The following is a 25232-nucleotide window of genomic DNA, read 5'->3' on the forward strand; positions in this document are numbered from 1 at the left end:
TCGACGGACAACAGGAGAAAGATCATGGCAAGATATTTGGGTCCAAAACTCAAACTTAGCCGCCGCGAAGGTACAGATTTGTTCCTTAAGAGTGGCGTTCGCGCAATCGATTCTAAATGTAAAATCGATACTGCGCCTGGTCAACATGGTGCCCGTCGTGGCCGTTTGTCTGACTACGGTGTTCAGTTGCGTGAGAAGCAAAAAGTACGTCGTATGTATGGCGTATTAGAAAAACAGTTCCGTAACTACTATAAAGAAGCGGCACGTTTAAAAGGCAACACCGGTGAAAACTTGTTGCAACTTCTTGAACAGCGTCTTGATAACGTTGTGTATCGTATGGGCTTTGCAAGTACTCGTGCTGAAGCACGTCAACTTGTTAGCCACAAAGCTATTCTTGTGAATGGCCAAGTGGTAAACATCCCATCGTTCAACGTTAAAGCTGATGACGTGGTGTCTGTTCGTGAAAAAGCGAAAAAGCAAGCACGTATCGTGGCAGCATTAGAACTTGCTGACCAACGTGAAAAGCCGACGTGGATTGAAGTCGACAACTCTAAAATGGAAGGTACGTTTAAGCGTATTCCTGAAAGAACTGACTTGTCAGCCGAAATTAACGAACAGTTGATCGTCGAACTTTACTCTAAGTAAAGTGTAACTAAAGAGGATACATTGTGGGTTCTGTAACTGAATTCCTTAAACCAAGATTGGTTGAAATCGAAAACGTTTCTCCTACGCGTGCAAAAGTAACATTAGAGCCACTAGAGCGTGGTTTTGGTCACACTTTGGGCAACGCGTTACGTCGTATCTTACTTTCTTCAATGCCGGGATGTGCCGTCACTGAAGTTGAGATTGATGGTGTTTTACACGAGTACAGCACTAAAGAAGGCGTTCAAGAAGACGTCATCGAGATCTTGCTAAACCTTAAAGGTCTAGCGGTTAGCTTAGAAGGTAAAACTGAAGCTACCTTAACCTTGGTGAAATCTGGAGCGGGCCCGGTAACGGCTGGTGACATCCAGCACGACGGTGATGTAGAAATCGTCAACCCTGATCACGTGATTTGTACGCTTACCGGCGATACTGAAATCAGCATGCGTATCAAGGTTGAGATGGGTCGTGGTTATGTTCCAGCGGCGACGCGTCGTTCCTCTGAAGAAGATGATCGTCCAATTGGTCGTTTGTTAGTTGATGCTTCTTACAGCCCAGTTGATCGCATTTCATATGCGGTTGAATCTGCGCGTGTTGAGCAGCGTACTGACTTAGACAAGCTAATCATCGATATGGAAACTAACGGTACTTTGGATCCTGAAGAAGCTATCCGTCGTTCTGCAACTATTCTAGCTGAACAGTTAGATGCGTTCGTTGAACTACGCGATATGTCAGAGCCAGTAGCGAAAGAAGAGAAGCCGGAATTCGATCCGATTCTACTTCGTCCAGTTGATGACCTTGAGCTAACTGTACGTTCAGCAAACTGTTTGAAAGCAGAAGCTATTCAATACATTGGTGACTTAGTACAGCGTACCGAAGTTGAGTTGTTGAAGACTCCTAACTTAGGTAAAAAATCGCTTACTGAGATTAAAGATGTGCTTGCATCTCGTGGACTTTCACTAGGCATGCGCCTAGAGAATTGGCCGCCAGAGAGCATCGCCGAAAGAGATTAATCAGTACTTAGCGTACTGAGTGTAAGAGAAGGATAAAACTATGCGCCATCGTAAAAGTGGTCGTCAGTTGAATCGCAACAGCAGCCATCGCCAAGCTATGTTCAAAAACATGGCTAGCTCATTGGTTAAGCACGAAGTGATTAAAACGACGTTGCCTAAAGCGAAAGAATTGCGTCGCGTTATCGAGCCTCTAATCACACTTGCTAAGCAAGACAGTGTTGCGAACCGCCGTTTGGCAATGGCTCGCACGGGTGATAAAGAAGTTGTCGGTAAATTGTTTAACGAACTTGGTCCTCGCTATGAAGCGCGTCCAGGTGGCTATATCCGCATTTTAAAATGTGGTCTTCGTACTGGTGACAGTGCGCCTATGGCTTACGTTGAACTTGTAGACCGCCCAGTTGTTGAAGACGTAGAAGAAGTAGAAGAAGCAACTGAAGAGTAAGACATTACTCCAATCATAAAAAACCCGGCAATCGCCGGGTTTTTTTATCCGTGAGCTCACGCTCCAATGGATGTGACAAGCCGTGTTTAGTTTTTGTCGATAGCTTGGGCGATCTCTTGTTCTGTTGCACCACCGGCTAGCGCCGAGTTTTTCAATGCATCAATTTCCATGCCGCGATTTTCAGCGGTTTCAATGATGCGGATGATATGTTCGCGCTGCTGAACGGATTCACGTACGGCATGCTCTACCACGGTATCTGCCTTTTCTGGAAACATTGCCAGTAGCCCATCAACAATATATTCACCAACAAACGGAACAGCAGAAATTGCCGTGGTAAGAATGTCGACCATGTCATTAGGGTGATCTTGGACAAGTGTTTGGACAATGCGATCAGCAGAATCAGGTTCGGTGATAACCGCAACACGGACAATCTCCTCAAGCTCTTCTGGCGTCGTATTGGCCGCTGCAGTTACGACGAAGTTGACGTAGCTAGGCTCTGCCAGAATAGCGAGTTCCACAATGTTCGGGCAATCGCTGACGTTCTTCTCGATAGCAATACGAACTATCTCTTCTGTCGCCGTCGGTTGGGCTGAAATCGCAGCGTAAATAATTTCTTTATATTTTTCGGGGTAAGTGTCAAGTGCCACTTCAACAATGGTTGTGACCTGCTGAGGATAGTGACTGGCAATCGATTTAATTGCGCGACCGATACTGGCGTTATTTTCCATCTGTCGTTGGATAAAAGACGCTTTTAAGACTTTCCTGTCATTGTGCTGTTCGGCTGCAGGGACAGGTTCAACAGACTCCTGTGGCGGTAGTGCAAACACTGATTGTGTACAACATAATGTTGCTAACACAGAGATTGCCATAGTTGTCTTACGCATACTTCTCACCAACTTACTTTTGTAGCATCCGTGCAGATTAAATCTTTACTTTGGACGCTCTACAACGCATAAAGTTCAGAAATTGTTAAAAAATGTTAACAAATGTACGTTACGCAAGATCGCGCAAAAAAGCAACGAATCTTAGGTATGGGTAGATAACTTTGGTTATGCAAAAACGATAAATTGCAGTAGTATCAACAGCGGTAGATGAGGTATTTTCGACGATGAACTGCAGTTGTCCCAACAACTGCTACAAATTTTGCGATCTGCTTCCCTTTGAAAAAGAATAACAATAATAAGTTGTAGAGTATGTCACAACACCGGATGCTAGAGTTAGACGCCCTGCGAGGCATCGCCGCAATGGCAGTGGTGGTTTATCATTTGGTCTATCGCTATCACGAACTCTATGGCCATCAAGGGCTTCCTGTATATTGGTCTTACTTTGGCCAGTATGGCGTGCAACTGTTCTTTATGATCAGCGGTTTCGTCATTTATTGGACGTTGGATCGCATCCAAACACCCATTGAATTCGTTATCTCTCGATTTAGTCGACTGTATCCTGTGTATTGGGTCGCGATAGCTGTTACCTTCGCAGTTACACTGTTACTTGGGTTACCCGATCGTACGGTGAGCGTCGCTACGGCGTTTAAAAATCTCGCCATGTTCCATGAATACTTTGCTGTTCCCCACGTCGATGGGGTGTACTGGACATTGACACTAGAGCTGACTTTTTACGCCTATATGTTCTTACTCTTAATTGTCGGACAAAGATACTGGGCCACACCGCTTCTCATGCTTATAGTTATCGCCAATATGGGGTTAGGGTATGTAAGTGAGGTGCCCCGTTGGGCACAATTGGTAACGCTGGATGGCTATGGACAGTTCTTTTTGTTTGGCGTTGCACTGCAAGACTGGCAAAAAGGGCGCAGTAAACTGCTTGCGGGCCTTGCAATGCTATTTGCCGCAGCCCTTACTTTAACCGCCAGCACGGTGTTGGTTACAGCCATTTATCTAGTTTTAATGGCTGTATTCTGGGCCACGTTCAAGGGGTACGTGCCCTTTATGAACAGTCGTGTGTTAGTGTGGCTCGGCGCGATTTCTTATTCGCTATACTTAATCCACCAAAATGTCGGTTACGCAATTTTATACAGGCTGAGTGAATTTATGCCTTCAGTTGCAGCTGTCACTATAGCCGTTGGTTTAGTAACTCTTCTGGCTTATGGGTTGAATCGCGTAGTTGAAGTGCCCAGTAATCAACAATTGCGCAAGGCGCTAAAACGAACCTTGGTTAGGTAATCACTGACAACTCATGACTGAATCAACAAACAACCAAAAAACGACCAACAAGAACGCGTCATGGTCTGTATTTAATCAAGTTGCGAGTTATGCCACGTCTTTGATATTCACGGCGATTTTGGCGCGTATCGTTGCCCCGGAAGATTTTGGTATTTTTGCGATGGCGATGACGGTCTCGGCCTTCTTCGTTATCTTCGCAGACGGTGGCATGGTGTGGTCAATCATCCAGCGGCAGAATATCTCTAATGCTGAAATCGCCAATTTGCGTTGGTTAAATGGTGGATTAGGGCTGCTAATGACCGTGTTAGCGGTTGTTGTTTCACCCTTCGTCGCAGCCTTTTACGGTTACCCAGAAATCACCTGGGTACTGGCTATTTTGGGCGTTAACTTCTTCCTCGCCGGTGTTTCAACCCCCAGTATTATGTGGCTCAAACGGCAGCAGCGCTTTAAGGCGATTGCCTTAATTGACATTTTCGCTACGCTCGCGGCAGGGAGTATTGCGGTTGTCTCGGCTTTTCAAGGAGCCGGTGTTTGGGCACTGGTGGTACAAGCTGTATCGAAGGTATTAATCCAAGGTGTGCTGGTAACTGTTGTTGCCAGATGCCCTGCAGGATGGTTCTCGCGTCAAGTCGATATGAAAAACCTAACCTTGTTCGGCAGTTCATTAATTGCGTTTGGCGCAGTTAACTATTTTGCGCGTAATCTCGATAACGTGCTGATTGGCGCATACATTGACGCCGAATCGCTCGCCTATTATACCCGTGCTTATTTTTTGATGACCTTACCCAGTATGCTGACAACGGGTGCGTTAAGTGGCTTGCTGGTATCGATTCTATCGCGATTACAAGAGCAACCTGATCAGCTGCAAAAACAATATGCGCACACGCTGCGATTTCTGTTTATTATTTGTGCACCCATTGCGATCTACTTCTTATTGTTCCCACAGGATCCCATCGCCCTGCTCTATGGCGAGCAGTGGGCCGACGTAGTACCGTTATTACAGGTCTTGAGTTTAGCGTGTCTCACCCAACCGATTCACAACACTATGGGCTGGTTGTTCACCGCAGCGGGTAAAGCCGGGAATATGCTGCGCTGGGGTATCGGCGCGTCTATCGCTTTGTCGTTGTCTTTTGCTGTTGGGGTACAATATGGCGCCATTGGCGTAGCGGTAGCCTATAGTCTGATCATGGGCATAGGTTTAACCATCGGTGCCGTATGGTTCGCTCACCACAGCGCTAATATTCGCTTTATCGACACCTGTCAGCAACTGGTATTGCCAATGATGATCACTGGGTTGACTATTGCCTTGAGCTATTTGCTGAGTCAGTGGCTTGCGTTTACTACCGAGTATCTATGGTTAGCTATTCTCTATCACGGTAGCTTGATCGTTGGTATTTACGTAGTTTTGCTAGCGGCCTGTTATCGGGGGCAGTTACGCCGGATTTTACAGGTGGCAGTATGAAGATTGGATTTATCTGCAATGAGTATCCGCCGGTAACCTGTGGTGGTATTGGCACGTTTACGCGCGAATTAGCTGAGCATTTGGTGCAGGCCGGGCATCATGTACATGTCATTGGTGTTTACGCTGGGCTATTGTCAACTGAGGTTGCTGAACAAAATGGGGTGTTGGTTGAGCGACTACCCGCACGGGGAGGCTTAATTGGCCTTTGGTCTGACCGCCGGCGTCTATATGAACGCGTAAAGGCTTTAGCAAAAGCCGGTGAATTGGATATTATAGAAGTGCCTGACTTTGAGGGAGGCGCGGCATTTTGGGGGCGCTTGCCGATTCCGAGGGTTACGCGCTTACACGGCACTGTGACTTACTTTAACCAAGAGCTGGGGCAACCGGCGAACAAATTGATTAAGCGCCTAGAGCTCAGTACCTTAGCTAATAGTGATTGTTGGTTATCAGTGAGCGACTACGCTGCGCAAGAGACTTGTAAAGCGTTCGCCCTCGAAAAACCTTACCAAGTGATTTACAACGGTATTGCTTGGCCTGCCGCGGAGCGATGCAAGCACGACTATGGCGCTGCGCGCAAAGTCGTCTTTACGGGGTCTTTAATGGCTAAAAAAGGCGTGTTCTCGCTGGCTAAAGCGTGGCGTCAATTGCATCGACAGCTCCCTGACATCCACTTGGTGCTAATCGGTAAAGATACTATCGCCGATGGCCGCTCAGCCAAAGACTTGATTGTGGAGTTGGCTGGGCCTGACGCGCACATCACCTTCACTGGACATATTGATAAAAGTGAATTGCAACAGCATTTGGTCAGTGCTGATGCTGCGATATTTCCTTCCTTCTCCGAGAGTTTCGGTCTTGGTCCGGTTGAGGCAATGGCGCTTGCCGTGCCAACCGTATACACCCAATTATCGTGCGGGCCAGAAATAATGACAGATAAACGCGATGGCTTATTGATTGACCCGTCAGAACCCGACACAATTGTAACTGCCTTAACGAGCTTGTTAACGGATGAATCATTACGGCGCCAATATGGACGTGCTGGCCGTGCTCATGCGGAGAAATTTTCGGTCGATGCGCAGTTAGCGCATAATGTTCAAGCCTATCAGCAGTTAATAGAGGCTCATTCGTAATGAAGATAAAGAAAGTCTTGTTAGTCACGCCTTATTTTGCGCCGCAAACGCATGCAGCCATGTTCCGCGTGTATAAACTAGCGCGTTACTTGCCGAAACTGGGCTATCAAGTCCACGTGTTAACTGTTGATACCAACTACCTGTACAACGAAGACGACTCGCTGCTCAAGCAGTTGCCGGAAGGTGTGGTGATCCACACCGCCAAGTATACTGAACCAACGCTGCGTGGCTTGAAAATGAAATTGGGTGGCGAAGATCGCACGTTCGCTGCGCTAAAGCGCAAGGCCGCTGACGATTCCGCTCAAGGCAATGCGCCTAGCAGCCCTAATCCTATGGGTAGTAGTCACAAGCGCGGGCTTGTACAGCGGCTTAAACTGTGGATGGCTAATCGTCCCGATCGTTATTGGACTTGGTACAAGCACGCACTTGCTAAAGCGACAAGCGTAATTCAAACCCACAATATTGATGTGGTATACACGACCACCGCGCCCTATACGACGTTGCGCTTGGGGATGGCATTACAAAGTGAGCTGGGGGTTAAATGGGTCGCTGATTATCGCGATCCACTAGGATATTCTGAGCGTTTTTCACAACCCGGCGCAAAAGTGCAGGCGGAAGAAAAACGCATCGTTAAAGCTGCGATGCGCAAGGCCGATCACGTCGTGGGTTTAGCGCGCAGCTATGAATATATCTTTAGTGATTTGTATCAATTGTCGAGTAATCGTTTTACATTCATTCCCACAGGGGCTGACGATGCTTATATTGAAGCCGCGCATGCCAAGTTAGCTGAGCGGAGTACAACAGATATCACGGTGTTATTTGTTGGTGAGTTTCTCGATGAATACGACAGTAATCACGTGTTCCGCGCGCTCGACCAAGCAGGCTTACAACTCGATGGACGCTTAAAGTTAAAAGTGATTGGCCGGCGCGAGGTCAACCAACACCGTGTTGAGCGACTCCTCAATAGCGCTTGCTGTGACTATTTAAAACTGCACTGTGAATTTATTGACCATATTCCACAAGCGCAGTTGTACGAAGAAATAGCTGCTGCTCAAGCGTGTTTGTTAATTCCGGGTAATAGTCTTTGGTGGACTAACTTTGCCAAGTTGGTTGATTATATCGCACTGCAAAAAACCGTCATTGCCGATGTGCCGCTGATTAGTGAGGCGCGACTGGAATTAACCAAAGCCGGACTAGGCGTCTTTTTGGGCGGCGACTTGATTGAAGATACGACAGAACTGCTCAAAATTCTTGAGCGACCCAACCAGCGCGTGAATAAAAACTACTGTCAGTTGTACTTAGCGAGCTCTCAAGTGGCAGCTTTCGCCAAAGTATTCGATCAACAGCTTGAGCACGTCGGTCGATGAAGCAGCGCGTTTGTATGGTCAGTTTTGATTACCCACCTCTTGAAGGTGGGATATCGCGGCTGTGTGCAGCAATTGTTGATGATTTACTCCTGCGCAAACACCCGGTTGAAGTTGTCAGCCGCCAGACCAGTGCTGAACAAGTTGCGTTTCAAGCTCCGAAAACACCTGAGTATCGCGTGGCATCCAAACGCTTTAGAGCGGATTGGCAGTTGTTCAAACGTCTGCGTAAGTATCACCGCGATGACATAGTCATAACGGGTGTATGGTACCCAGAAGCGCTAATCGCATGGCTAGCCGGATGTCGTTACATCGCTGTTTTAGCTCACGGCAATGATATCATGCATGGACAACCTACTCTTAAAAACCGATTGCTAAGCTGGGCGCGTAAATACGTGTTTAAGCGCGCTAAAATTGTAATAGCGAATAGTCATTACACCGGTAACTTGGTCAAGGCGCAAACCGATACTCCGGTGGCTGTGGCAACCCTTGGGGTCGATGAACAGCGCTTTACACCGCGAAGTAATAAAGAGGTAGCGCGCATCCGTGAGCGTTTAGGATTTCCTCAAGATAGCTTTATCGCACTCACCACATCGCGGATCCAAGCCTACAAAGGACATGATATCGTACTGGCGGCAATTCGCGATTTGCCCATCGAGACGCGTGAGAAAATGCGTTATGTGATCGCTGGTCGTGGCGAACACTTAGCAAACTTAACAGTAATGGCAGAAGACTATGGCATTATGCCACAGGTTATATTTTTGGGTTTTGTTGACGAAGCGGATTTAGCCGATCTGTATGCCTGTGTTGATGCCTTTGTAATGTGTACGCGAGAGGAAGCGGGTGCCAAACAAGTTGAAGGGTTCGGCTTAGTATTTTTAGAAGCACAAGCCTCAGGGACCTTGGCAATTGGCACGCGACAAGGCGGTATCGTCGACGCCATTGACGAGCAAAACGGCGGATTTCTTATCGATCGCGATGATGTCGTGGCGCTATCAGCCCGTTTGGGTGACTTAATTGATCATCCAGAAAAGGTAAAGCAGCAAAGTGAGTTGGCGCGACAACGCGTCGAGCAGTCCACAACATGGCGACACTACGGTGATCGCGTCAATCAAATATTGGAGCAATATTTTGGCAACTCTTGAGCAACAACCAAGCGTCAGTGTCATTATTCCAACGCTTAATCGAGACAAGTATTTACTTCTGTCAGTACAGGACTTGTTGGCGCAAGATTATCCAAACTTCGATATTGTGGTCGTTGATCAATCGCCGGCACCAACGCCAGAGATGCAAATGCTGATTGACCAAAATCCCGAGCGTCTCAAATATTACAATGTCGATTTTAAAGGTCTACCGCAAGCGCGTAATTATGGTTGGCAGCACAGTGAAGCCGAGATTGTGATCTACATTGACGATGACATCCGCAGTGAGAGCTCGCTGATCAGTGAGCACGTGGCTTGTTATAGCGATCCCTCTATCGGCATGGTTGCCGGCGGTATTGATGAAGCCCATCGCGGCCTCGATGATGGTCCTAAGGTTGGCGTGTTCTCGCGTTGGAGTTGCACGCCATACCGAGGCTTCGCCAGTCAACAAGACCAATGGGTCGATCACGTGCCCGGTGGTAATTTTAGTGCGCGCCGCGCACTGCTTGAGCAAGCCGGAGGTGTGGATGAACACTTGACCCTAGGGGCCGCTTTGTACGAGGAGAGTGAACTCTCGTTGCGTGTCAAACAAGTGACCGGCAAACGCTTTTATTTTAAAGCCAACGCGCGCTTGTTACACCTTGCAGCAGATGACGGCGGTTGCCGCGTTGTGAATGATGTCCCGAAGTACATCTGGGGCTTGTCTCACAACCGGGCAATCGTTATGCGCCGCTATCTCAATCCTTTACAACGATTTATCGCGTTAGGTTTCTTATTCAGGTTGGTGCTGGCCTACGCGTGGTCGGATAAATCTTTCGGCGTTATTGGGGCTTTCTGGCGAGGTTATCAACTGGGCCGTAAGAATGCTCAATTACCTCCTAAATGCACTGAGATGCGCAGCGCAGGTTAAGCAATATGCTTTTTCATCTGGCCTATCTCACTTTTTTTACTATCGTTGCGGCAACGTTTTTCGATGAGAAGATAGTGACCAGAGCTCAGCAGCACCGCTTCTTTCAAGCCCTGCTATTCTGCCTCGTTTTGCAAGTGGCAATTATGTACATTGGTCGCGATATTCACGGTGACACGTTCCGGTATTTGCGCAGTTATGACCGCATGATCGGCCAAGACTTTGCCATTGCAGTGATCGAAAGTGGCAAAGAGTTGGGTTTTACTTTGTTGTCGTGGCTCAGTGCTAATGCAGGCATAGGGCATCGCGGCTATCTGACCTGGATTTTTGTGCTAGGTATGGTGCCCTTTATTGCTGGATTAAAGCGGTTATACGGCAATGGCTGGGGTTACATGTTTGTGGCCTATATTACGTTTCCTTTTTTCTTGAGTTACTTCGCCAGTGGTATGCGCCAAGCGGTGGCCATGAGTATGGCGTTTTACGCCATTATCAATTACGGCTATACCCGCTACTTGTTCCGTACGCTATTTGTGATTGGTTTTGCCGCATTGTTTCATATGTCGGTATTGGTGCTATTACCCGCGCTGTTTGCATTGCATTTTGCCGAACGGATTTTAACTATTCCCAAAATTTTGATGATTTGGGTGGTCGTGGTTTTTATTAGCGCCGCGGGCATTAACGAAAGTGCGCTTGGGTTCTTATCAGGCTTTTTCGATGACAGCTCGCGCTACCAATATTATCTCGACACTGACAAAGTCGCAGAAGTGCGCGAATTAATGAATTATCAGACGGGCTTTCGTCTGGATTTCACGGTGTTTTCGATTGTGCCAGTGTTGTTTGTATTGTACTTTGAACGTCGAACGGGGATTGATTTGTGGTTAGTGAAGTTTTATCTGATCGTCAATTGTGCATTCCAATTGCTCAGCTTCACTGCCTCTAATGACCGTTTTGCAGCCTTATCTTGGTTTTATATTCCAGCAATATTGGTGCACTCCCAGTTTTACAAGTATCCGATGCGTAGTAGTAAATTAGGGTATTACCTTTTAGCCTTCTCGGGCGTAGCATTACTGGCATTATTTAACTCTCGATATTTTGCAGGATAACCCTTTGAGTAACCAACCCGTGCAATCGATAACCATCAGTATTGTAGTACCCTACTACAATGCCAGCGATTGCTTAGAACGACTGTTTGTGTCGCTGGCAGATTATGCGCAGCGCGAAGATATTGAGATGATCATTGTCGACGACTGCTCAGCACAGCAGCACGCGCAAGCGCTGGATGAGTATGCTGCGAAAAAGGCTTGGCCGCGATTAACGGTGGTGCATTGTGAACAAAATGGTGGCGCCGCAAAAGCACGTAAAACAGCCATCGAATACGCCATGGGTGAGTATATTGCATTTCTTGATAGCGACGATGCGTGGGCACTGAATAAGCTCGACTCACAGCTAGCTGCAATGCGCGCAAGTAGCGCGGTAATAAGCGGCTGCGCCTGCGAGCAAATTGACCTTGCTTCTCTTGAACAGCGCCGTCAATCACCTGCACCTGAATATCAGGCTATCCCTTATTCGCCATGGCGGGCCATGTTTGGCAATGCCTACAGTACACCGACGGTTATGGTGCGACGCGAGATAGCCAACGCTCACCCATTTTCAGATACGCTGCGTTATTCTGAAGATGTGGATTGTTGGCGGCGCATTGTATTGCACCACGGCGGCATTGTTTTACAACAGCCCAATGCTTTTATGTTTAAACACGCCTTTTTAAGTGATGAGGGCTCTTTAAGTAGCTTTACCTTTAAGATGAGTCTAGGACAATTAAAGTCGCTAGCGGGCTTGATTTTGCATCCTACATTGAAATGGCGCTATAAGCTGTGTGTCCCGTTGGCAATGGTCTGGGCTGCGATCAAGGGGCTGCGGCGTGAATGGATTGTGTGGCGGCATCGGAGGCGCCTTAAGCATGGCAACTAAACGCCTATTGATGATTTCAAGCTTTGCGGAATCACTGATCAACTTTCGTTTGGCCTTGATGCAAGATGCAATTGCAGCGGGTTTTGAAGTGCATGCCTGTGCACCTGATTTAACGCCTGAGATTAACGCAGAGTTAAATGCCCACGGTATCACGACCCACGATATTACGTTGGTACGCACGGGATTAAATCCGTTTAAGGATTTAGCGACGGTGCACAGTGTTTACAGGCTTATCCGCCAATTGCGGCCCAGTCATACCTTGGCGTATACAATTAAGCCAGTTGTCTACGGTAGTATTGCCGCGCGGATGGCTAGGGTCTCTAGAATCGGTGCTCTGATAACGGGTTTGGGCTATACCTTTATGCAGGCCGACTCACTGCGTCAAAAAGTGGTGAGCAAAATAGCTCACGCGCTATATGAAGTTGCCTTAAATGGTGTGAATATTGCCTTCTTTCAAAACCCAGATGATCGTGACTTGTTTGTTGATAACCGTCTGGTCGACCGAGCTAAAACCCGTCTTGTGAATGGTTCCGGAATTGATATCGAGCAGTTTAGTCAACAACCGCTCAATGATTTCCCCCCATTTCACTTTTTGATGATAGGACGCATTATTAAAGACAAGGGGGTTGTTGAGTATGCGCAGGCTGCTCAACAGATAAAACAGCGCTATCCGCATGCGCATTTTCATTTGGTTGGTTGGCTGGATTCAAACCCTAATGCAATCCAGCAAAGCCAACTCGATGAATGGATTGCCAGCGGCGCAATTACCTTCCATGGGCGCTTAGCAGATGTTCGCGAAGTGATTCAGAACTGTCATGTGTATGTGTTGCCTTCCTATCGGGAGGGCACTCCGCGCACGGTATTAGAAGCAATGGCTGTTGGCCGCGCGATCATCACGACCAATGCTCCTGGCTGCAAAGAAACCATTGAAGATGGGGTCAGTGGTCAATTGATAGATGTCGCTGATATTCCGACGTTGGTTGCCGCAATAGAGCGCTATATTAAAGCACCAGAAAAAATCGCACAGCATGGGCAAGCGGCAAGGGAGCGTGCTATCGCGGTTTACGATGTGCATAAAGTGAATCAACAAATGTTAGATGGATTAGTAGAATAAATGAAAAGAATGTTTGATTTTTTAGTGGCGTTTATCGTGTTGTTGGTTGCAGCGCCAGTAATACTGATCGTTGCATTATTGGTCGCTATAAAACTAGGTCGACCGGTGCTGTTTAGTCAACAGCGACCGGGGAAAGACGGAAAAATATTTCGCATGTACAAATTTCGCAGTATGACCGATGCACGCGATCAGCAAGGTGAATTGCTGCCCGATGCTGAGCGTTTACCCGCTTTTGGGCGTTTACTGCGCTCAACAAGCTTAGATGAGCTACCGGGTCTTTGGAACGTGTTAAAAGGCGATATGAGCTTAGTAGGCCCGCGGCCATTATTGGTGGAGTATTTGCCATTGTATTCAGACGAGCAGGCACGTCGTCATGAGGTAAGGCCGGGGATTACGGGCTGGGCTCAGGTCAATGGTCGTAATGCGATCTCATGGCAGCAAAAGTTTGAATACGACGTGTGGTATGTAAACAATCAGTCATTCTGGTTGGATGTGAAAATTCTATTTTTGACCGTCAAGAAAGTCTTAGTACGAGCGGATATCAGCCAAGATAACCAAGCCACAATGGAGAAGTTTAATGGCAACAACTAAGCCTAAACTGCGCATTGTTGGCGCTGGTGGGCATGCGAAAGTAGTTGCAGATTGTGCAGAGCAACTGGGCTATAAAGATATCGGTATGCTTGATGACAATTATCCAGCCACACAGGCTTGCGAACACTGGCCGGTAGTAGGTACATCGTCACAGATCACCGAATTAAATGACGCACACACGCACTGGTTTGTCGCTATTGGCAACAACGCAGTGCGGGCAAAGTTACAAGCACAATTACTGGCTCTTGGATGCACGCTGACAACCCTTGTCCATCCAAGCGCTGTTATTGGCGGGAATGTCAGTATTGGTGCAGGAACTTTAGTCCTGGCTAATGCGGTAGTTAATGCTTTCAGTCGAATCGGCCAAGGAAGCATTCTCAATACGGCATGTTCAATTGATCACGATGGTGACATCGGTGACTTTGTCCACATCGCCCCTGGCGTTCGCCTAGCTGGCGCAGTACGTGTAAAACAGAAAACATTTATCGGAATCGGCAGTTGTGTGATACAACAGATAACTATTGGTAGCGAAGTCACGGTTGGCGCAGGTTCGACGGTTATTCGTGACATTCCAGACCAGGCGCGAGTAGCCGGTAACCCAGCGCGCGCGTTGCAACAAAAATGAGAGGTAAGAAACGATGTTAGGCGGTCCGTTTTCACCGTGGCCAGCGGTAGCCCAAGACGAAAAAGACGCAGTGATGGCGGTACTTGACAGTAATCGCGTGAATTACTGGACAGGGCAGGTCGGTCGGGAGTTTGAGCGTGAATTCGCTAGCGCCCATGAGGTAAAACATGCGATCGCAGTAGCTAACGGTAGTGTTGCACTCGATTTGGCCTGGGTCGCATTAAATCTGCCAAAAGGCAGCGAAGTGATCGTAACGTCGCGCACCTTTTTAGCGTCAGTCTCATCAATCGTGTTAGCGGGTTTAACGCCGGTGTTTGCCGATGTGTGCGCTGATTCACAAAACGTCACCGCTGACACTATTGCAGCAAAAATCACTGCGAAGACTAAAGCCATTGTATGTGTGCACTTGGCGGGCTGGCCGTGTGACATGGACGCGATTAACTCGCTAGCTAAACAACACGGTTGTTATGTTATCGAGGACTGTGCACAAGCCCACGGCGCTCGTTATAAAGGCAAGCCTGTTGGTGGCCTTGGCGATATTGCTGCTTGGTCATTTTGTCAGGACAAAATCATGACTACTGGTGGCGAAGGTGGCATGGTCACCACTAATAACACCAAATTTTGGAATGTAATGTGGTCCTATAAAGACCATGGTAAATCTTGGCAAGCAGTGTATGAAAAGTCCCATCCACCGGGGTTCCGTTGGTTACATGAATCCTTTGGTACCAATTGGCGCATGACAGAAATGCAGTCGGCCATTGGGCGCTGCCAATTGCAAAAAATGCCAGATTGGATAGCTACACGTACCCAATACGCAGAGCAGATCCTGAATACGGCAAAAGGATTAAAAGGTCTTCGTGTGCCTGAAGTGCCAGAAGATATTCAACACGCATACTACAAGTGTTATGCCTTTGTTGAGCCTAAGCAGTTGCGTAAGGGCTGGGATCGCGACCGCATTATGCAAGCAGTCGTCGATGCCGGCGTGCCTTGTTTTTCAGGCAGTTGTTCAGAGGTTTACTTAGAAAAAGCCTTTGAAACCTCTGGTTTGCGTCCCGAGCAACCTTCGCCGGTTGCCCATGAGTTAGGTGAAACATCCTTGATGTTCTTAGTTCACCCAACCTTGACACAAGCCGAAATTGATAAAACCTGTAAAGTGCTCATCGCGGTTATGGAGCAAGCAGTCTAGACTATGCAAAACTTCTCGTTAAACCAGATTTTTAAGCTGCCACCCAGCGTTAAATTCACCATAGAAGTAATCTGGGATACGTTTGCGATCACCTTTGCCTTGTTGTGTTCATATTGGATGCGTTTGGGCATCGAAGCATGGCATTTTAGTCTCACCGATTGGGGCGTAGTGATTGCTAACTTATTCTTCACGCAAGGTTTTTTGCTGATACTTGGTCACTACCGGCAGATGATCCGCTATATCGATATTAAAGCGGTGTATATCATTGCACTGGCGATACTTTTATCATCGGTATATTTACTATCGGCCGAGTATGTCCTCGATATCTTCTTGCCGATGTCAGTATTGATGCTGTATTTCTTTGGCGCTACGGCATTAGTTGCCTCGCCACGATTACTTATTCAGGCTACCTCGCAGGCACAAAACGACAAGCTACGCGAAAAGTGCTTTATTTATGGTGCCGGCGAGTCAGGGCGTGCGCTAGCCACCGCGCTTCGTGCAGGTCGCTCCTTAATGCCGGTAGCCTTTGTCGATGACAAGCGCATTTATCACGGTAAACAAGTATTGGGTATCCCCGTTATTCGCCGCGACGATGTTGAGGAGTTGAAGGCAAAGTACGGCGTACAGAAAATGCTACTCGCGGTAAACAATACCTCGCGTGGTCGTCGCAAAGAATTGATCCGCGAGCTTGAGCCTCTCGCGTTAGAGCTGCTGTCGGTGCCAAACTTTAAAGATATTGCCAGTGGAAAACAGCAGATTGATGAGCTACAAGAAGTTAAGATTGAAGATCTACTGGGGCGCGACCCAGTGCCACCCATCCCCCATCTGCTGAACAGCAACATTCATCAAAAGATTGTGATGGTCACCGGTGCCGGCGGATCGATCGGCAGCGAGCTGTGTCGACAGATCGTCAAGAGCAAGCCCGCCAAGCTCGTGTTGTTTGAATTGGCGGAGTACAATCTTTATCAGATTGAAAATGAGTTGGCGCGCCAATATCCCGATATTCCACTCGTCACCGTTCTGGCCACAATCCAAGACTCAGAAACGCTGCGCAATGTGATTGAGCAGCACAAGATCCAAACAATTTATCACGCGGCTGCCTATAAGCACGTACCGATGGTTGAAGCTAACGTCACGGCAGGGATCCGTAATAACGTATTTGGCACAGCAAATGTCGCGTTAATTGCCGCGGAATACGAAGTAGAAAAGTTCGTACTTATCTCTACTGACAAAGCGGTTAGACCAACCAACATAATGGGTGCTACCAAACGCTTTGCTGAACTATTTGTGCAAGGTATTTCCGCACTTCACAGCGAAACAGAGTTTGCGATAGTGCGCTTTGGTAATGTGCTAGGAAGCTCTGGTTCGGTAGTACCGTTGTTTAAAGAACAAATCCGCAAAGGTGGGCCAATCACTGTCACACACCCTGATATCATTCGCTACTTTATGACTATCCCAGAAGCTGCTCAGTTGGTGATTCAAGCCGGGACTATGGGTAAGAATGGCGAAGTGTTTGTACTGGATATGGGCGAACCAGTAAAAATTGCTGATTTGGCGCACAAAATGGCCCATTTGATGGGGTACAGCTTATCGCCTACTGGTGATGAAAAGGGCGATATGAAAATTGTATACACTGGCCTACGTCCGGGTGAAAAATTGTATGAAGAGTTATTGATCGGTGACGGGGAAACTGGCACTGAACACCCGCGGATTATGGCGGCTAATGAGACTATGATGGACTTTGCAGAAGTGGTCATGCTGCTTGATCAAATAAACTTCGCGTTGGTAAATCGCGAGGAAGACAAAGCAATAGCGCTGCTGGCATCAGCACCACTTGCTTATTCACCCGATACGGATATCAAACAGCGAATTGCCGCTGTCGAGGCACAAGAGTTAGCAGAACAAGAATCTGCAGCGAGCTCTTAACGCCACTGCTGGGCGTACTTTCCGCCCAAACTTTAACTGTAGAATTCAGACATTTGGCCGATATTGTCAATACAGCAAAGTGGCCTTGGGCCACTGTTTGCAGCTGAATTAGGGGAGAAATACACAATATGCGGTTAATATTGGGCGTCTGTTGCAGTTTAGTGTGTAGCGGTCTGGCTTTTGCGCAGACTGAAAATATCGACAAAGATGTGTCGCCATTAAAGCTATCCGCAGCTATCGCACACAATGACTCAATCAACCCTCTAATAGCAGGTGACACTGACGCCACTGGTTTTATCATCAACGCTGAAGGTGCCTTAGTCACTGTACAAGAGTCGACTTGGTGGCAATTCGACTACGGTGCTGAATACGAGCAGTTCCGCTTACAAGAAGACCAGTTCGCATTTGATGACAATCAAGACTTCTACTCGTATAACCTCCGCGTGATGTCACGCACCTTTGTGCATGAAGCCTTTACCCTAGACGTGCAAGCTGGTCACGAACAAGAGAAGCAACGCTATGGCGAGGGCATAACGCGTTTTCGAGATGAAGTGCTAAGCGTAGATACCCTGACTCGTAACCACGCCAGTGCATTATTTGTATATGGCCGAGAGCCTAGCCGCAATGCGTTTAGCGTGCGTTTGAGCTGGCAAGACGATGAGTATGACGACGTCAACGATTATGCGCGTCTATTTGATATCTCGCAGGTTGGCGTCGAAGCCCAAGCGCGTTATGCATTGAGTGGCGCCACGCGTTTTCTGGTTCGGGTTTTGATGCGCGAAGATGATTATGTCGCACCGGACCGCATCGATAGTGAGCTAACGCGCGGCCTTATCGGTATCGATTGGATAATCAGTGGTAAGTCTTCAGCGCAAGTGCTCATTGGTGGTTTTAAACGTGATGCAGAAGACGGCAGTGACAACAGCGGTTTTTCGTGGGATTTTCGCTATCAATATAAACCGAGTGATTTGTCCTTATTGACCTTGTCCTCACGCCGCGTGTCAAATGTATCTGAGGTTGAGTTCGCCTCTGACAGTGTCGACGTTATCCATGGGGTAGACTGGCAGTATGTGTATAACGAGTTGTGGTTTTGGGGCATCCGCTTGAACTGGCTGGATAAAACTTTAGAGTCAGCATCGCTGGAAAGAGACATCAAGCAGTTTGATTTTAATGCATCTTTAGGGTTCAACTTAACTTCCTATCAATCGATTCATTTTGACTTCATGCGACGTGATGTGTCGTCCAATGACAACTTTTTAGATTACACTCAGAACGAGGTAGGTTTACGTTGGCAATACGAATACTGATGATTAGCGCGCTGCTGATGATTGGTAGCGCTTTATTTCCTTCACACGCTCAACAGGAATTACCTATTGGGGTTGGTGATGTGATCACTATGGATGTTCATCTTGAGAAAGATCTATACATTCGAGCTCGAGTCGATGCGTCTGGTATAGTCCGTTTTCCTCTGATTGGTGATATTCCTGTTGTCGGCAAGACGGTAAAAGAGCTCAGTGACGATCTAGTGGATGCCTATCTCGATGGTTACTTGGTCAATCCCAGCATTGTTGTTCAAATTGAAGAGATTCGACCGTTCTATGTTCGCGGCGCCGTGAAATATCCCGGTTCATTCCCGTTCCAGCTGGGTATGACCATGGAGAAGGCAATCGCTGTTGCCGGTGGGCAAACGGATCGTGCCTCCAACCGCAACTGGGTGGTGATCCGCGGCGCTGATAAACAACGCATAAAAGCTACAGCCGATACGCCTATTTTGCCAGGCGATATTGTCGAGATCCCTGAAAGCCTATTTTAGATGAACGACGTAAGCCCCAACTCTCAAGTCCAGCACGAACCGTTATTTGATATCGGTGATTTGCTGATGCTGATCTGGAACAAAAAGTTTCGCATCATCATCACAGCGGGAGCGATTGTTACACTGTTGGGCTATTACGTCATGCAAATGCCGAAAGTCTATTCGGCCAAAACCACCTTGTTACTTGGTGAGTCATCAGCAGAAATGTCTTTGCCTCAGGGGTTGGCATCTTTTGCCTCGGCAGGCGATTCCAAACTGGATACGTATTTGCAATACATGCGTTCCCGGCAGTTTGCCGAACGTGTTGTTGAGCAAAGCGGCCTGATGTTTCGCGCCGAGTTGGTCAATCAAAATCAACCGGATTCAGCAAAGCGTTTGGCAGCTGCGCAGCGCTTGCAAAATGGCCTTGGTTACAGCCGGTTAGGCGAGACTAATATGGTCGATGTCACCTTTGAATCGACCTCACCGCAGCTGGCGGCTGATGTAGTCAACGCTGTCGGTCCAGTGTTTTTCGAGTATCAACAGCAAAAAAGCCAAGATCGTGCTCAAGACGCTAGCCGCTGGTTAAACGAACAGTTCGAGGAAGTAGAGCGACAGCTGGAAGCATCCGAAGCGACGTTACAAGACTATTTCTTGGAAAACCGTCTTATCGATTTAGCCAGTCAGATTTCACTTGCCAGTAGTGAAATTTCCACTTACATGTCGCAACGCATTCAAGTGGATGCACAAGCAGCTGAAATGAAAACCATGATCAGTCAGTTTGAAGCCTCTGGCGATGATGTTCAGGGCTTGTTAAACGTTGGCTATATCGTTAAGAATTCAATGGTGCAAGACTTGCGCAAACGGATCTTGGACGAGGAAGAAGACTTAGCGGAAATCTCGCAGCGCTATAAATTTAAGCACCCTCGCTATATTGCACAGGTTTCAAAAATTGATGCCATGACGCGAGAGCTAGAAAGCCTGATTAAAAAGCTGGTGGCCTCGCTCAAACAAGAGTATCAAATCATGTTGGAGCGTAGTGAGGAAATCAATAAATTGATCGACGAAGCACGAGGCCGCCACAGTGAATTGGGCCAGCATGAAGTTAACTTGGCCAAGCTGCGTCGTGAAGTGGAATCCACTCAGAAACTTTACGATATCTTCCTGTCCCGCTTGCAAGAGACCGAAATTCTGCGTGACTTGGGTGGTCAGGAAGAGTTTTCTGTGGTGGATTTTGCCAGTGTTCCAACCTCTCCATCGAAACCTAACTTTGTATTGCTGTTAGCTGCTAGTGTCGTGTTTGCTGGCTTCATCAGTGTCATGGGGTGGCTGTTTATTCATATCGTCAGTGATAAACGCTCTCGCGTGCTCAGCGTACTTGCCAGCATGGATGTACCAGTACTGACTGAAATTCCCAGGATCTTCCGCACCCGCCGTAAGCTATCCACTGTACTCAAAGCCAGCCGAGACAATATGCGCTTTGCGGAATCGATTCGAACCTTGCGAACCGCTCTGATAGTACGTAATGACTTAGATGAAAATCGTGTCATTGCGGTCACTGGGGTCAAGCCCAATGACGGTAAGTCATTGGTTGCTGCCAGCCTGTCTGAGTCATTTGCCAAGCTTGAAAAGTCGATGGTATTGGATGCTGATTTGCGCTACCCATCGATTAGTGGGGCTTATAAACTCAAAGAGTCATTACCGGGTTTGACCAGCTTTTTAGGTAACTCAGCACCGGCTGGCAAATGTATTCATAAAATCACTGATACGCAACTGTCGGTAATGCCCAGTGGCATCATCCCACAAGATCCAATGGTGTATTTGTCAAAGCCTCGCTTTAAAGCGTTTTTGCACAAACTCAGTATTATTTTTGAACGCGTTGTTATCGACGTGCCGCCACTGGAGCAGTACAGTGACGGTTTAGTTATTGGTCGCAATGTCGATGCGATTATATTGGTATGTGATTTAGAGCACACCGAAACAGCAGAACTCGTGCAAGCTATCCAGAAGTTGCGGGATGTGGGGGCTCCACTTGTTGGAGTGGTGTTTAACCGAGTTAAAAACTTACCGGCAGCGCCGGGTCAATCACGCCGCTCATACTTAAAAATTCCGTTTCTACATCGGCGCAAAAAGACTGGAATTCTCTCTCCTGAAACAGCCTAGCGCTTGTTAATTTAGGCGGTTTAGGTAAGCTAGCAGCAGATAATATTCGCTGCGATCAACAATTGAACGATTTACAACCACTGCACACCTTTGGTCTTACTGCGCATTGCCAAACGCTGCTATATATTGACAGTCTTGATGCTATTCCTATCGGTCAACAGTCAGAGCCTTTTTGGCTGCTTGGAGAGGGTAGTAATTGCATTTTTGTTGATGACTTTCATGGCTCGGTTTGGTTAAACCAACTGCGCGGTATTGATCTCAGCGAGACCAACACTGACTTTATCGTACGCGTTGCTAGCGGTGAAAACTGGCATGCATTCCTGCTGTATTGTCTTGAGCACGGTATCTATGGCATGGAAAACTTAGCTCTGATCCCGGGTACAGTGGGCGCAGCACCGATCCAAAATATTGGAGCCTATGGACTTGAAGTGAGTCAGTTTATTCAGTCCGTTGATGTCATCGACTTGATCACAGGTGAACAGTTTGTATTAAGTAACGAAGAATGCCTGTTTGACTATCGCGAGAGCATTTTTAAACAGCCACAAGCCAGTCATTGGATGATCACTGCAGTAACTTTCAGTGTGACAAAAGACTACACCGCTGTGACCACCTATGGTGAACTCAAGGCGTTAGCTAATCCAACGCCAGAGTCGGTATTTGCCAAAGTGGTTGAAATTCGTCAGAGCAAATTGCCTGACCCTGTGGTAGTCGGCAACGCGGGAAGCTTTTTTAAAAACCCGATAATAACTCACGAGCACTACACGCGCTTACAACAACAATACGCGGACATTCCTGCCTACCCGGTGAATGTGCAGCACGTAAAAGTCCCCGCAGCCTGGTTAATTGACCAAGCAGGCTATAAAGGACAGCGTTTAGGTGGTATCCAATGTCATACAAAGCAACCTTTAGTATTGACTAACGCCGAGCATGGGAGTGGTGCAGAGCTTTTAGCCTTTGCGCGTCAAATTCAACAGACAGTAAAAGAGCGATTCGGTATTGAGTTGCAAAATGAAGTGCGCTTGGTTGGGGCACAAGGGTTGGTAAGATTATGAAGCACAACACTACCTTGCGCGCGAATCTCGTTGAAGTACTAGCCGATGGCCAATTCCATTCAGGTGCTAAATTGGCTGAACAGTTTGGCTTGAGTCGCACCGCAATTGCCAACAATATAGCAGCACTACAAGAACTGGGGCTGGATGTGTTCAGTGTTAAAGGTAAAGGATATGCACTGTCCAAACCGCTAGCCTTGCTGTCCGAGAAAGCAATCATTAGTAGATTAGCGTTACCTGTACAGCCACAAGTCAGTTTATTTCCCGTTATCCATTCCACCAATACGCACTTAAAAGACAACATCGAACATATGTCACAAGGTGCTATTGTTGTGGCTGAAGCTCAAACTGCTGGACGTGGACGCCGCGGGCGTCAGTGGGTATCTCCCTTTGGTGCAAGTTTATACCTGTCGATGTGTTGGCGCTTTCAAGGTGGTTATCAGCAGATTGGTGGCCTGTCGCTATTTGTTGGCGACTGTGTACTTAAGGCACTCCGTTCGCTTAACGTCGACGGGCTAGGGGTTAAGTGGCCGAATGATATTTATCGGCATGGGCGTAAGCTCGGCGGTATTTTAGTGGAAGTGGAGGGCCAAATTGGCTCTGAAGTGACCTGTATAATAGGTATTGGTATAAATGTCGATTTACCCGACGTTGCTCATCAGATCGATCAGCCATTTAATGATTTAAGCGATCTCGGCATTGACCGCAATCATTTATGTGCAGCTTTAATCACTAACTTGCATCAGCAAATGCCGGACTTTGAAACCAATGGTTTGGTCAATATTGTCGAAAGCTGGAATCAATATGACGTATTCGCTGATCGTGAAGTTGCGATTATAAGTCAAGATACTACGCTTCGCGGCATGAACTTGGGGATTAATAAGCAAGGGGCATTGCAACTGCAAACTGCTACAGGCATTAGGGATATTCACGGCGGCGAGGTGAGTTTGCGTGGCGCATAGATGCTCGTTGATCGATGTCGGTAATTCGACCCTCAAAGCCGTCACGCTTGAGGTGACCGCTATTGAAGAGGCGGTTGCCGTGATTTCCCCTATACGTGCATACGAAGATATTGAGCAGTGGCTAGGTGCTCAAAATAACGACGGACACCACCACAAAGTGTGGTTTGCGAGTGTGCGCGACGATCCTGAGAATCAGAGAATCCATGATTTTCTGCATCAGCACGGCATGCTGTGCGAGCAAGTAAATACCAGCGAAGAGGCTTTTGGCATTAAAAATAGTTACGCCCAAGTGAGTAAAATGGGCGTTGATCGTTGGTTGGCATTACTCGGTGCCGAATTACTTAGTGACGGTGACTGTTTAGTCGCAGATGCCGGCACAGCACTTACCGTTGACGCTCTAATTGATAAGCAGCACGTCGGCGGCTGGATAAGCCCTGGCCTGCAATTAGCGAAAGACGCAGTCACCGGTAACACCCGCAGAGTATTTCAAGATCCGCAGGCATATCAACAATTGGCGTTTGGCAATGATACCGAGCAATGCTTAGCGCTTGGTTGCATGGCGCAGCTGTATGGGACGTTAATGGTTGCCACACAGGTGATGCAACAACAGCAGACCGATTTTACACTGATCATAAGTGGTGGCGATGCGCCACTTATTAAATCAATCAGCAATAAGCTACCATTGCCTCAATCTTTTATTTACACGCCGAATATTGTGATTTTAGGTTTACTGCGTTTTGCCTTGGCAGATCACCCCCTAAAAAGCGTACAAAAAACCGCACAATCGTTGGTTATTTAGCCAAGAACGAAAAAAAGGGCATTTTTTTAAAAAAGTCTATTGCACCCAGAGAAGGTTTTCACTAGAATGCGCAGCCACTTGATGCAGTGCCGACTTAGCTCAGTTGGTAGAGCAACTGACTTGTAATCAGTAGGTCGCCAGTTCGATTCCGGCAGTCGGCACCATCAATCTCTGGAGGGGTACCCAAGCGGTCAACGGGAGCAGACTGTAAATCTGCCGGCTCAGCCTTCGCAGGTTCGAATCCTGCCCCCTCCACCACTTTTCCTGAGGTGGATCGAGAATTTTGGGAATGCGGGCATCGTATAATGGCTATTACCTCAGCCTTCCAAGCTGATGATGCGGGTTCGATTCCCGCTGCCCGCTCCAGATTCGTGCTGATATAGCTCAGTTGGTAGAGCGCACCCTTGGTAAGGGTGAGGTCGGCAGTTCAAATCTGCCTATCAGCACCATTTCTCCCCATCTCATGATAAAGCTCTAACAATTTTTTAATTAGCACTTTGCTAGGAAAGAGAGACATGGCAAAAGAAAAGTTTGAACGTACGAAACCGCACGTTAACGTTGGTACAATCGGCCACGTTGACCACGGTAAAACGACATTAACTGCGGCAATCACTACCGTACTAGCAAAGACTTACGGCGGTAGCGCACAAGCATTCGATCAAATCGATAACGCACCAGAAGAGCGTGAGCGTGGTATCACGATCGCGACTTCACACGTTGAGTATGACACTCCAACACGTCACTACGCACACGTAGACTGCCCAGGACACGCTGACTA

24 protein-coding genes and 4 tRNA genes are annotated in these 25232 nt (G+C 47.6%); 27 read left to right on the forward strand and 1 reads right to left on the reverse strand.

All coding sequences use genetic code 11. From position 1 onward, the window contains the following. Positions 1–24 precede the first annotated feature (24 nt). Genes rpsD through rplQ form a run of 3 tightly spaced genes read left to right on the forward strand, consistent with a single transcriptional unit; the run spans position 25 to position 2097 of the window. A complete protein-coding gene (gene rpsD / locus QTP81_RS12395) occupies positions 25–645 on the forward strand; it encodes a 30S ribosomal protein S4 (protein ID WP_289365870.1) in 621 nt (206 codons plus the stop codon). Between the two features lie 20 nt (positions 646–665). Continuing rightward, positions 666–1655 carry a DNA-directed RNA polymerase subunit alpha gene (locus tag QTP81_RS12400; RefSeq protein ID WP_289365921.1) on the forward strand — a complete coding sequence of 330 codons (990 nt, stop codon included), beginning with the start codon at positions 666–668 and terminating at the stop codon, positions 1653–1655. Positions 1656–1695: 40 nt separating this feature from the next. After that, positions 1696–2097 carry a 50S ribosomal protein L17 gene (gene rplQ, locus QTP81_RS12405; RefSeq protein ID WP_289365872.1) on the forward strand — a complete coding sequence of 134 codons (402 nt, stop codon included), beginning with the start codon at positions 1696–1698 and terminating at the stop codon, positions 2095–2097. A gap of 86 nt (positions 2098–2183) precedes the next feature. On the opposite strand, the gene QTP81_RS12410 is transcribed toward rplQ, so the two are convergent. Next, positions 2184–2981, reverse strand: a complete 798-nt coding sequence (locus QTP81_RS12410; RefSeq protein ID WP_289365873.1) for a hypothetical protein — start codon at positions 2979–2981, stop codon at positions 2184–2186. Positions 2982–3290: 309 nt separating this feature from the next. Here QTP81_RS12410 and QTP81_RS12415 point away from each other — a divergent pair, with 309 nt between their 5' ends. The 24 genes from QTP81_RS12415 to QTP81_RS12530 form a co-directional block, all read left to right on the forward strand. Next, positions 3291–4277 (forward strand): acyltransferase family protein, encoded by a 987-nt coding sequence (locus tag QTP81_RS12415; RefSeq protein ID WP_289365874.1) that lies wholly within the window; start codon positions 3291–3293, stop codon positions 4275–4277. Between the two features lie 13 nt (positions 4278–4290). Further along, positions 4291–5739, forward strand: coding sequence for a lipopolysaccharide biosynthesis protein (locus QTP81_RS12420; RefSeq protein WP_289365876.1), 1449 nt, complete (start codon positions 4291–4293; stop codon positions 5737–5739). Beyond that, positions 5736–6866 carry a glycosyltransferase family 4 protein gene (locus QTP81_RS12425; RefSeq protein WP_289365877.1) on the forward strand — a complete coding sequence of 377 codons (1131 nt, stop codon included), beginning with the start codon at positions 5736–5738 and terminating at the stop codon, positions 6864–6866. The genes QTP81_RS12420 and QTP81_RS12425 overlap by 4 nt, the downstream gene beginning before the upstream one ends. Further along, the gene (locus tag QTP81_RS12430) at positions 6866–8233 is read left to right on the forward strand and encodes a glycosyltransferase (RefSeq protein ID WP_289365879.1); all 1368 of its coding nucleotides are present in this window, start codon (positions 6866–6868) and stop codon (positions 8231–8233) included. The genes QTP81_RS12425 and QTP81_RS12430 overlap by 1 nt, the downstream gene beginning before the upstream one ends. Next, positions 8230–9375, forward strand: coding sequence for a glycosyltransferase family 4 protein (locus QTP81_RS12435; protein WP_289365881.1), 1146 nt, complete (start codon positions 8230–8232; stop codon positions 9373–9375). The genes QTP81_RS12430 and QTP81_RS12435 overlap by 4 nt, the downstream gene beginning before the upstream one ends. After that, entirely contained in the window at positions 9362–10282 is a 921-nt protein-coding gene (locus QTP81_RS12440; protein WP_289365883.1) for a glycosyltransferase family 2 protein, read from the forward strand. The genes QTP81_RS12435 and QTP81_RS12440 overlap by 14 nt, the downstream gene beginning before the upstream one ends. A gap of 5 nt (positions 10283–10287) precedes the next feature. Further along, positions 10288–11382 (forward strand): EpsG family protein, encoded by a 1095-nt coding sequence (locus QTP81_RS12445; RefSeq protein WP_289365885.1) that lies wholly within the window; start codon positions 10288–10290, stop codon positions 11380–11382. Between the two features lie 4 nt (positions 11383–11386). Continuing rightward, a complete protein-coding gene (locus QTP81_RS12450; RefSeq protein WP_289365887.1) occupies positions 11387–12247 on the forward strand; it encodes a glycosyltransferase family 2 protein in 861 nt (286 codons plus the stop codon). After that, on the forward strand, positions 12237–13361 hold the full coding sequence (locus QTP81_RS12455; RefSeq protein WP_289365889.1) for a glycosyltransferase family 4 protein: 1125 nt from the start codon (positions 12237–12239) through the stop codon (positions 13359–13361). Before QTP81_RS12450 ends, QTP81_RS12455 begins: the two co-directional genes overlap by 11 nt. Next, positions 13362–13952 (forward strand): sugar transferase, encoded by a 591-nt coding sequence (locus tag QTP81_RS12460; protein WP_289365892.1) that lies wholly within the window; start codon positions 13362–13364, stop codon positions 13950–13952. After that, on the forward strand, positions 13939–14577 hold the full coding sequence (locus QTP81_RS12465) for an acetyltransferase (RefSeq protein ID WP_289365894.1): 639 nt from the start codon (positions 13939–13941) through the stop codon (positions 14575–14577). The genes QTP81_RS12460 and QTP81_RS12465 overlap by 14 nt, the downstream gene beginning before the upstream one ends. Positions 14578–14590: 13 nt before the next feature. Further along, positions 14591–15763, forward strand: coding sequence for a DegT/DnrJ/EryC1/StrS family aminotransferase (locus QTP81_RS12470; protein ID WP_289365895.1), 1173 nt, complete (start codon positions 14591–14593; stop codon positions 15761–15763). 3 nt (positions 15764–15766) lie between these two features. Next, positions 15767–17689 (forward strand): polysaccharide biosynthesis protein, encoded by a 1923-nt coding sequence (locus tag QTP81_RS12475; protein WP_289365897.1) that lies wholly within the window; start codon positions 15767–15769, stop codon positions 17687–17689. A 128-nt stretch (positions 17690–17817) separates the two neighbouring features. Then, positions 17818–18996 (forward strand): hypothetical protein, encoded by a 1179-nt coding sequence (locus tag QTP81_RS12480; protein ID WP_289365899.1) that lies wholly within the window; start codon positions 17818–17820, stop codon positions 18994–18996. Then, positions 18996–19502 (forward strand): polysaccharide biosynthesis/export family protein, encoded by a 507-nt coding sequence (locus QTP81_RS12485; protein WP_289365902.1) that lies wholly within the window; start codon positions 18996–18998, stop codon positions 19500–19502. The genes QTP81_RS12480 and QTP81_RS12485 overlap by 1 nt, the downstream gene beginning before the upstream one ends. Further along, positions 19503–21644, forward strand: coding sequence for a GumC family protein (locus QTP81_RS12490; RefSeq protein WP_289365904.1), 2142 nt, complete (start codon positions 19503–19505; stop codon positions 21642–21644). Positions 21645–21706: 62 nt separating this feature from the next. Beyond that, complete coding sequence (gene murB / locus QTP81_RS12495; protein WP_289365905.1) at positions 21707–22696, forward strand: UDP-N-acetylmuramate dehydrogenase; 990 nt, start codon at positions 21707–21709, stop codon at positions 22694–22696. Then, complete coding sequence (gene birA / locus QTP81_RS12500; RefSeq protein WP_289365908.1) at positions 22693–23655, forward strand: bifunctional biotin--[acetyl-CoA-carboxylase] ligase/biotin operon repressor BirA; 963 nt, start codon at positions 22693–22695, stop codon at positions 23653–23655. Before murB ends, birA begins: the two co-directional genes overlap by 4 nt. Continuing rightward, entirely contained in the window at positions 23645–24454 is an 810-nt protein-coding gene (locus QTP81_RS12505) for a type III pantothenate kinase (protein WP_289365910.1), read from the forward strand. Before birA ends, QTP81_RS12505 begins: the two co-directional genes overlap by 11 nt. 88 nt (positions 24455–24542) lie before the next feature. Beyond that, positions 24543–24618: transfer RNA gene (locus tag QTP81_RS12510), tRNA-Thr, on the forward strand. A 9-nt stretch (positions 24619–24627) separates the two neighbouring features. Then, positions 24628–24712: transfer RNA gene (locus tag QTP81_RS12515), tRNA-Tyr, on the forward strand. A gap of 33 nt (positions 24713–24745) precedes the next feature. Beyond that, positions 24746–24820: transfer RNA gene (locus QTP81_RS12520), tRNA-Gly, on the forward strand. A gap of 7 nt (positions 24821–24827) precedes the next feature. Further along, a tRNA-Thr gene (locus QTP81_RS12525) sits at positions 24828–24903 on the forward strand. Between the two features lie 66 nt (positions 24904–24969). Beyond that, positions 24970–25232 (forward strand): GTP-binding protein (locus tag QTP81_RS12530; protein ID WP_289365911.1); only part of this gene is annotated, 263 nt, incomplete at its 3' end.

This window comes from Neoalteromonas arenosi (assembly GCF_030362855.1).
GTDB lineage: Bacteria > Pseudomonadota > Gammaproteobacteria > Enterobacterales > Alteromonadaceae > Alteromonas_E > Alteromonas_E arenosi.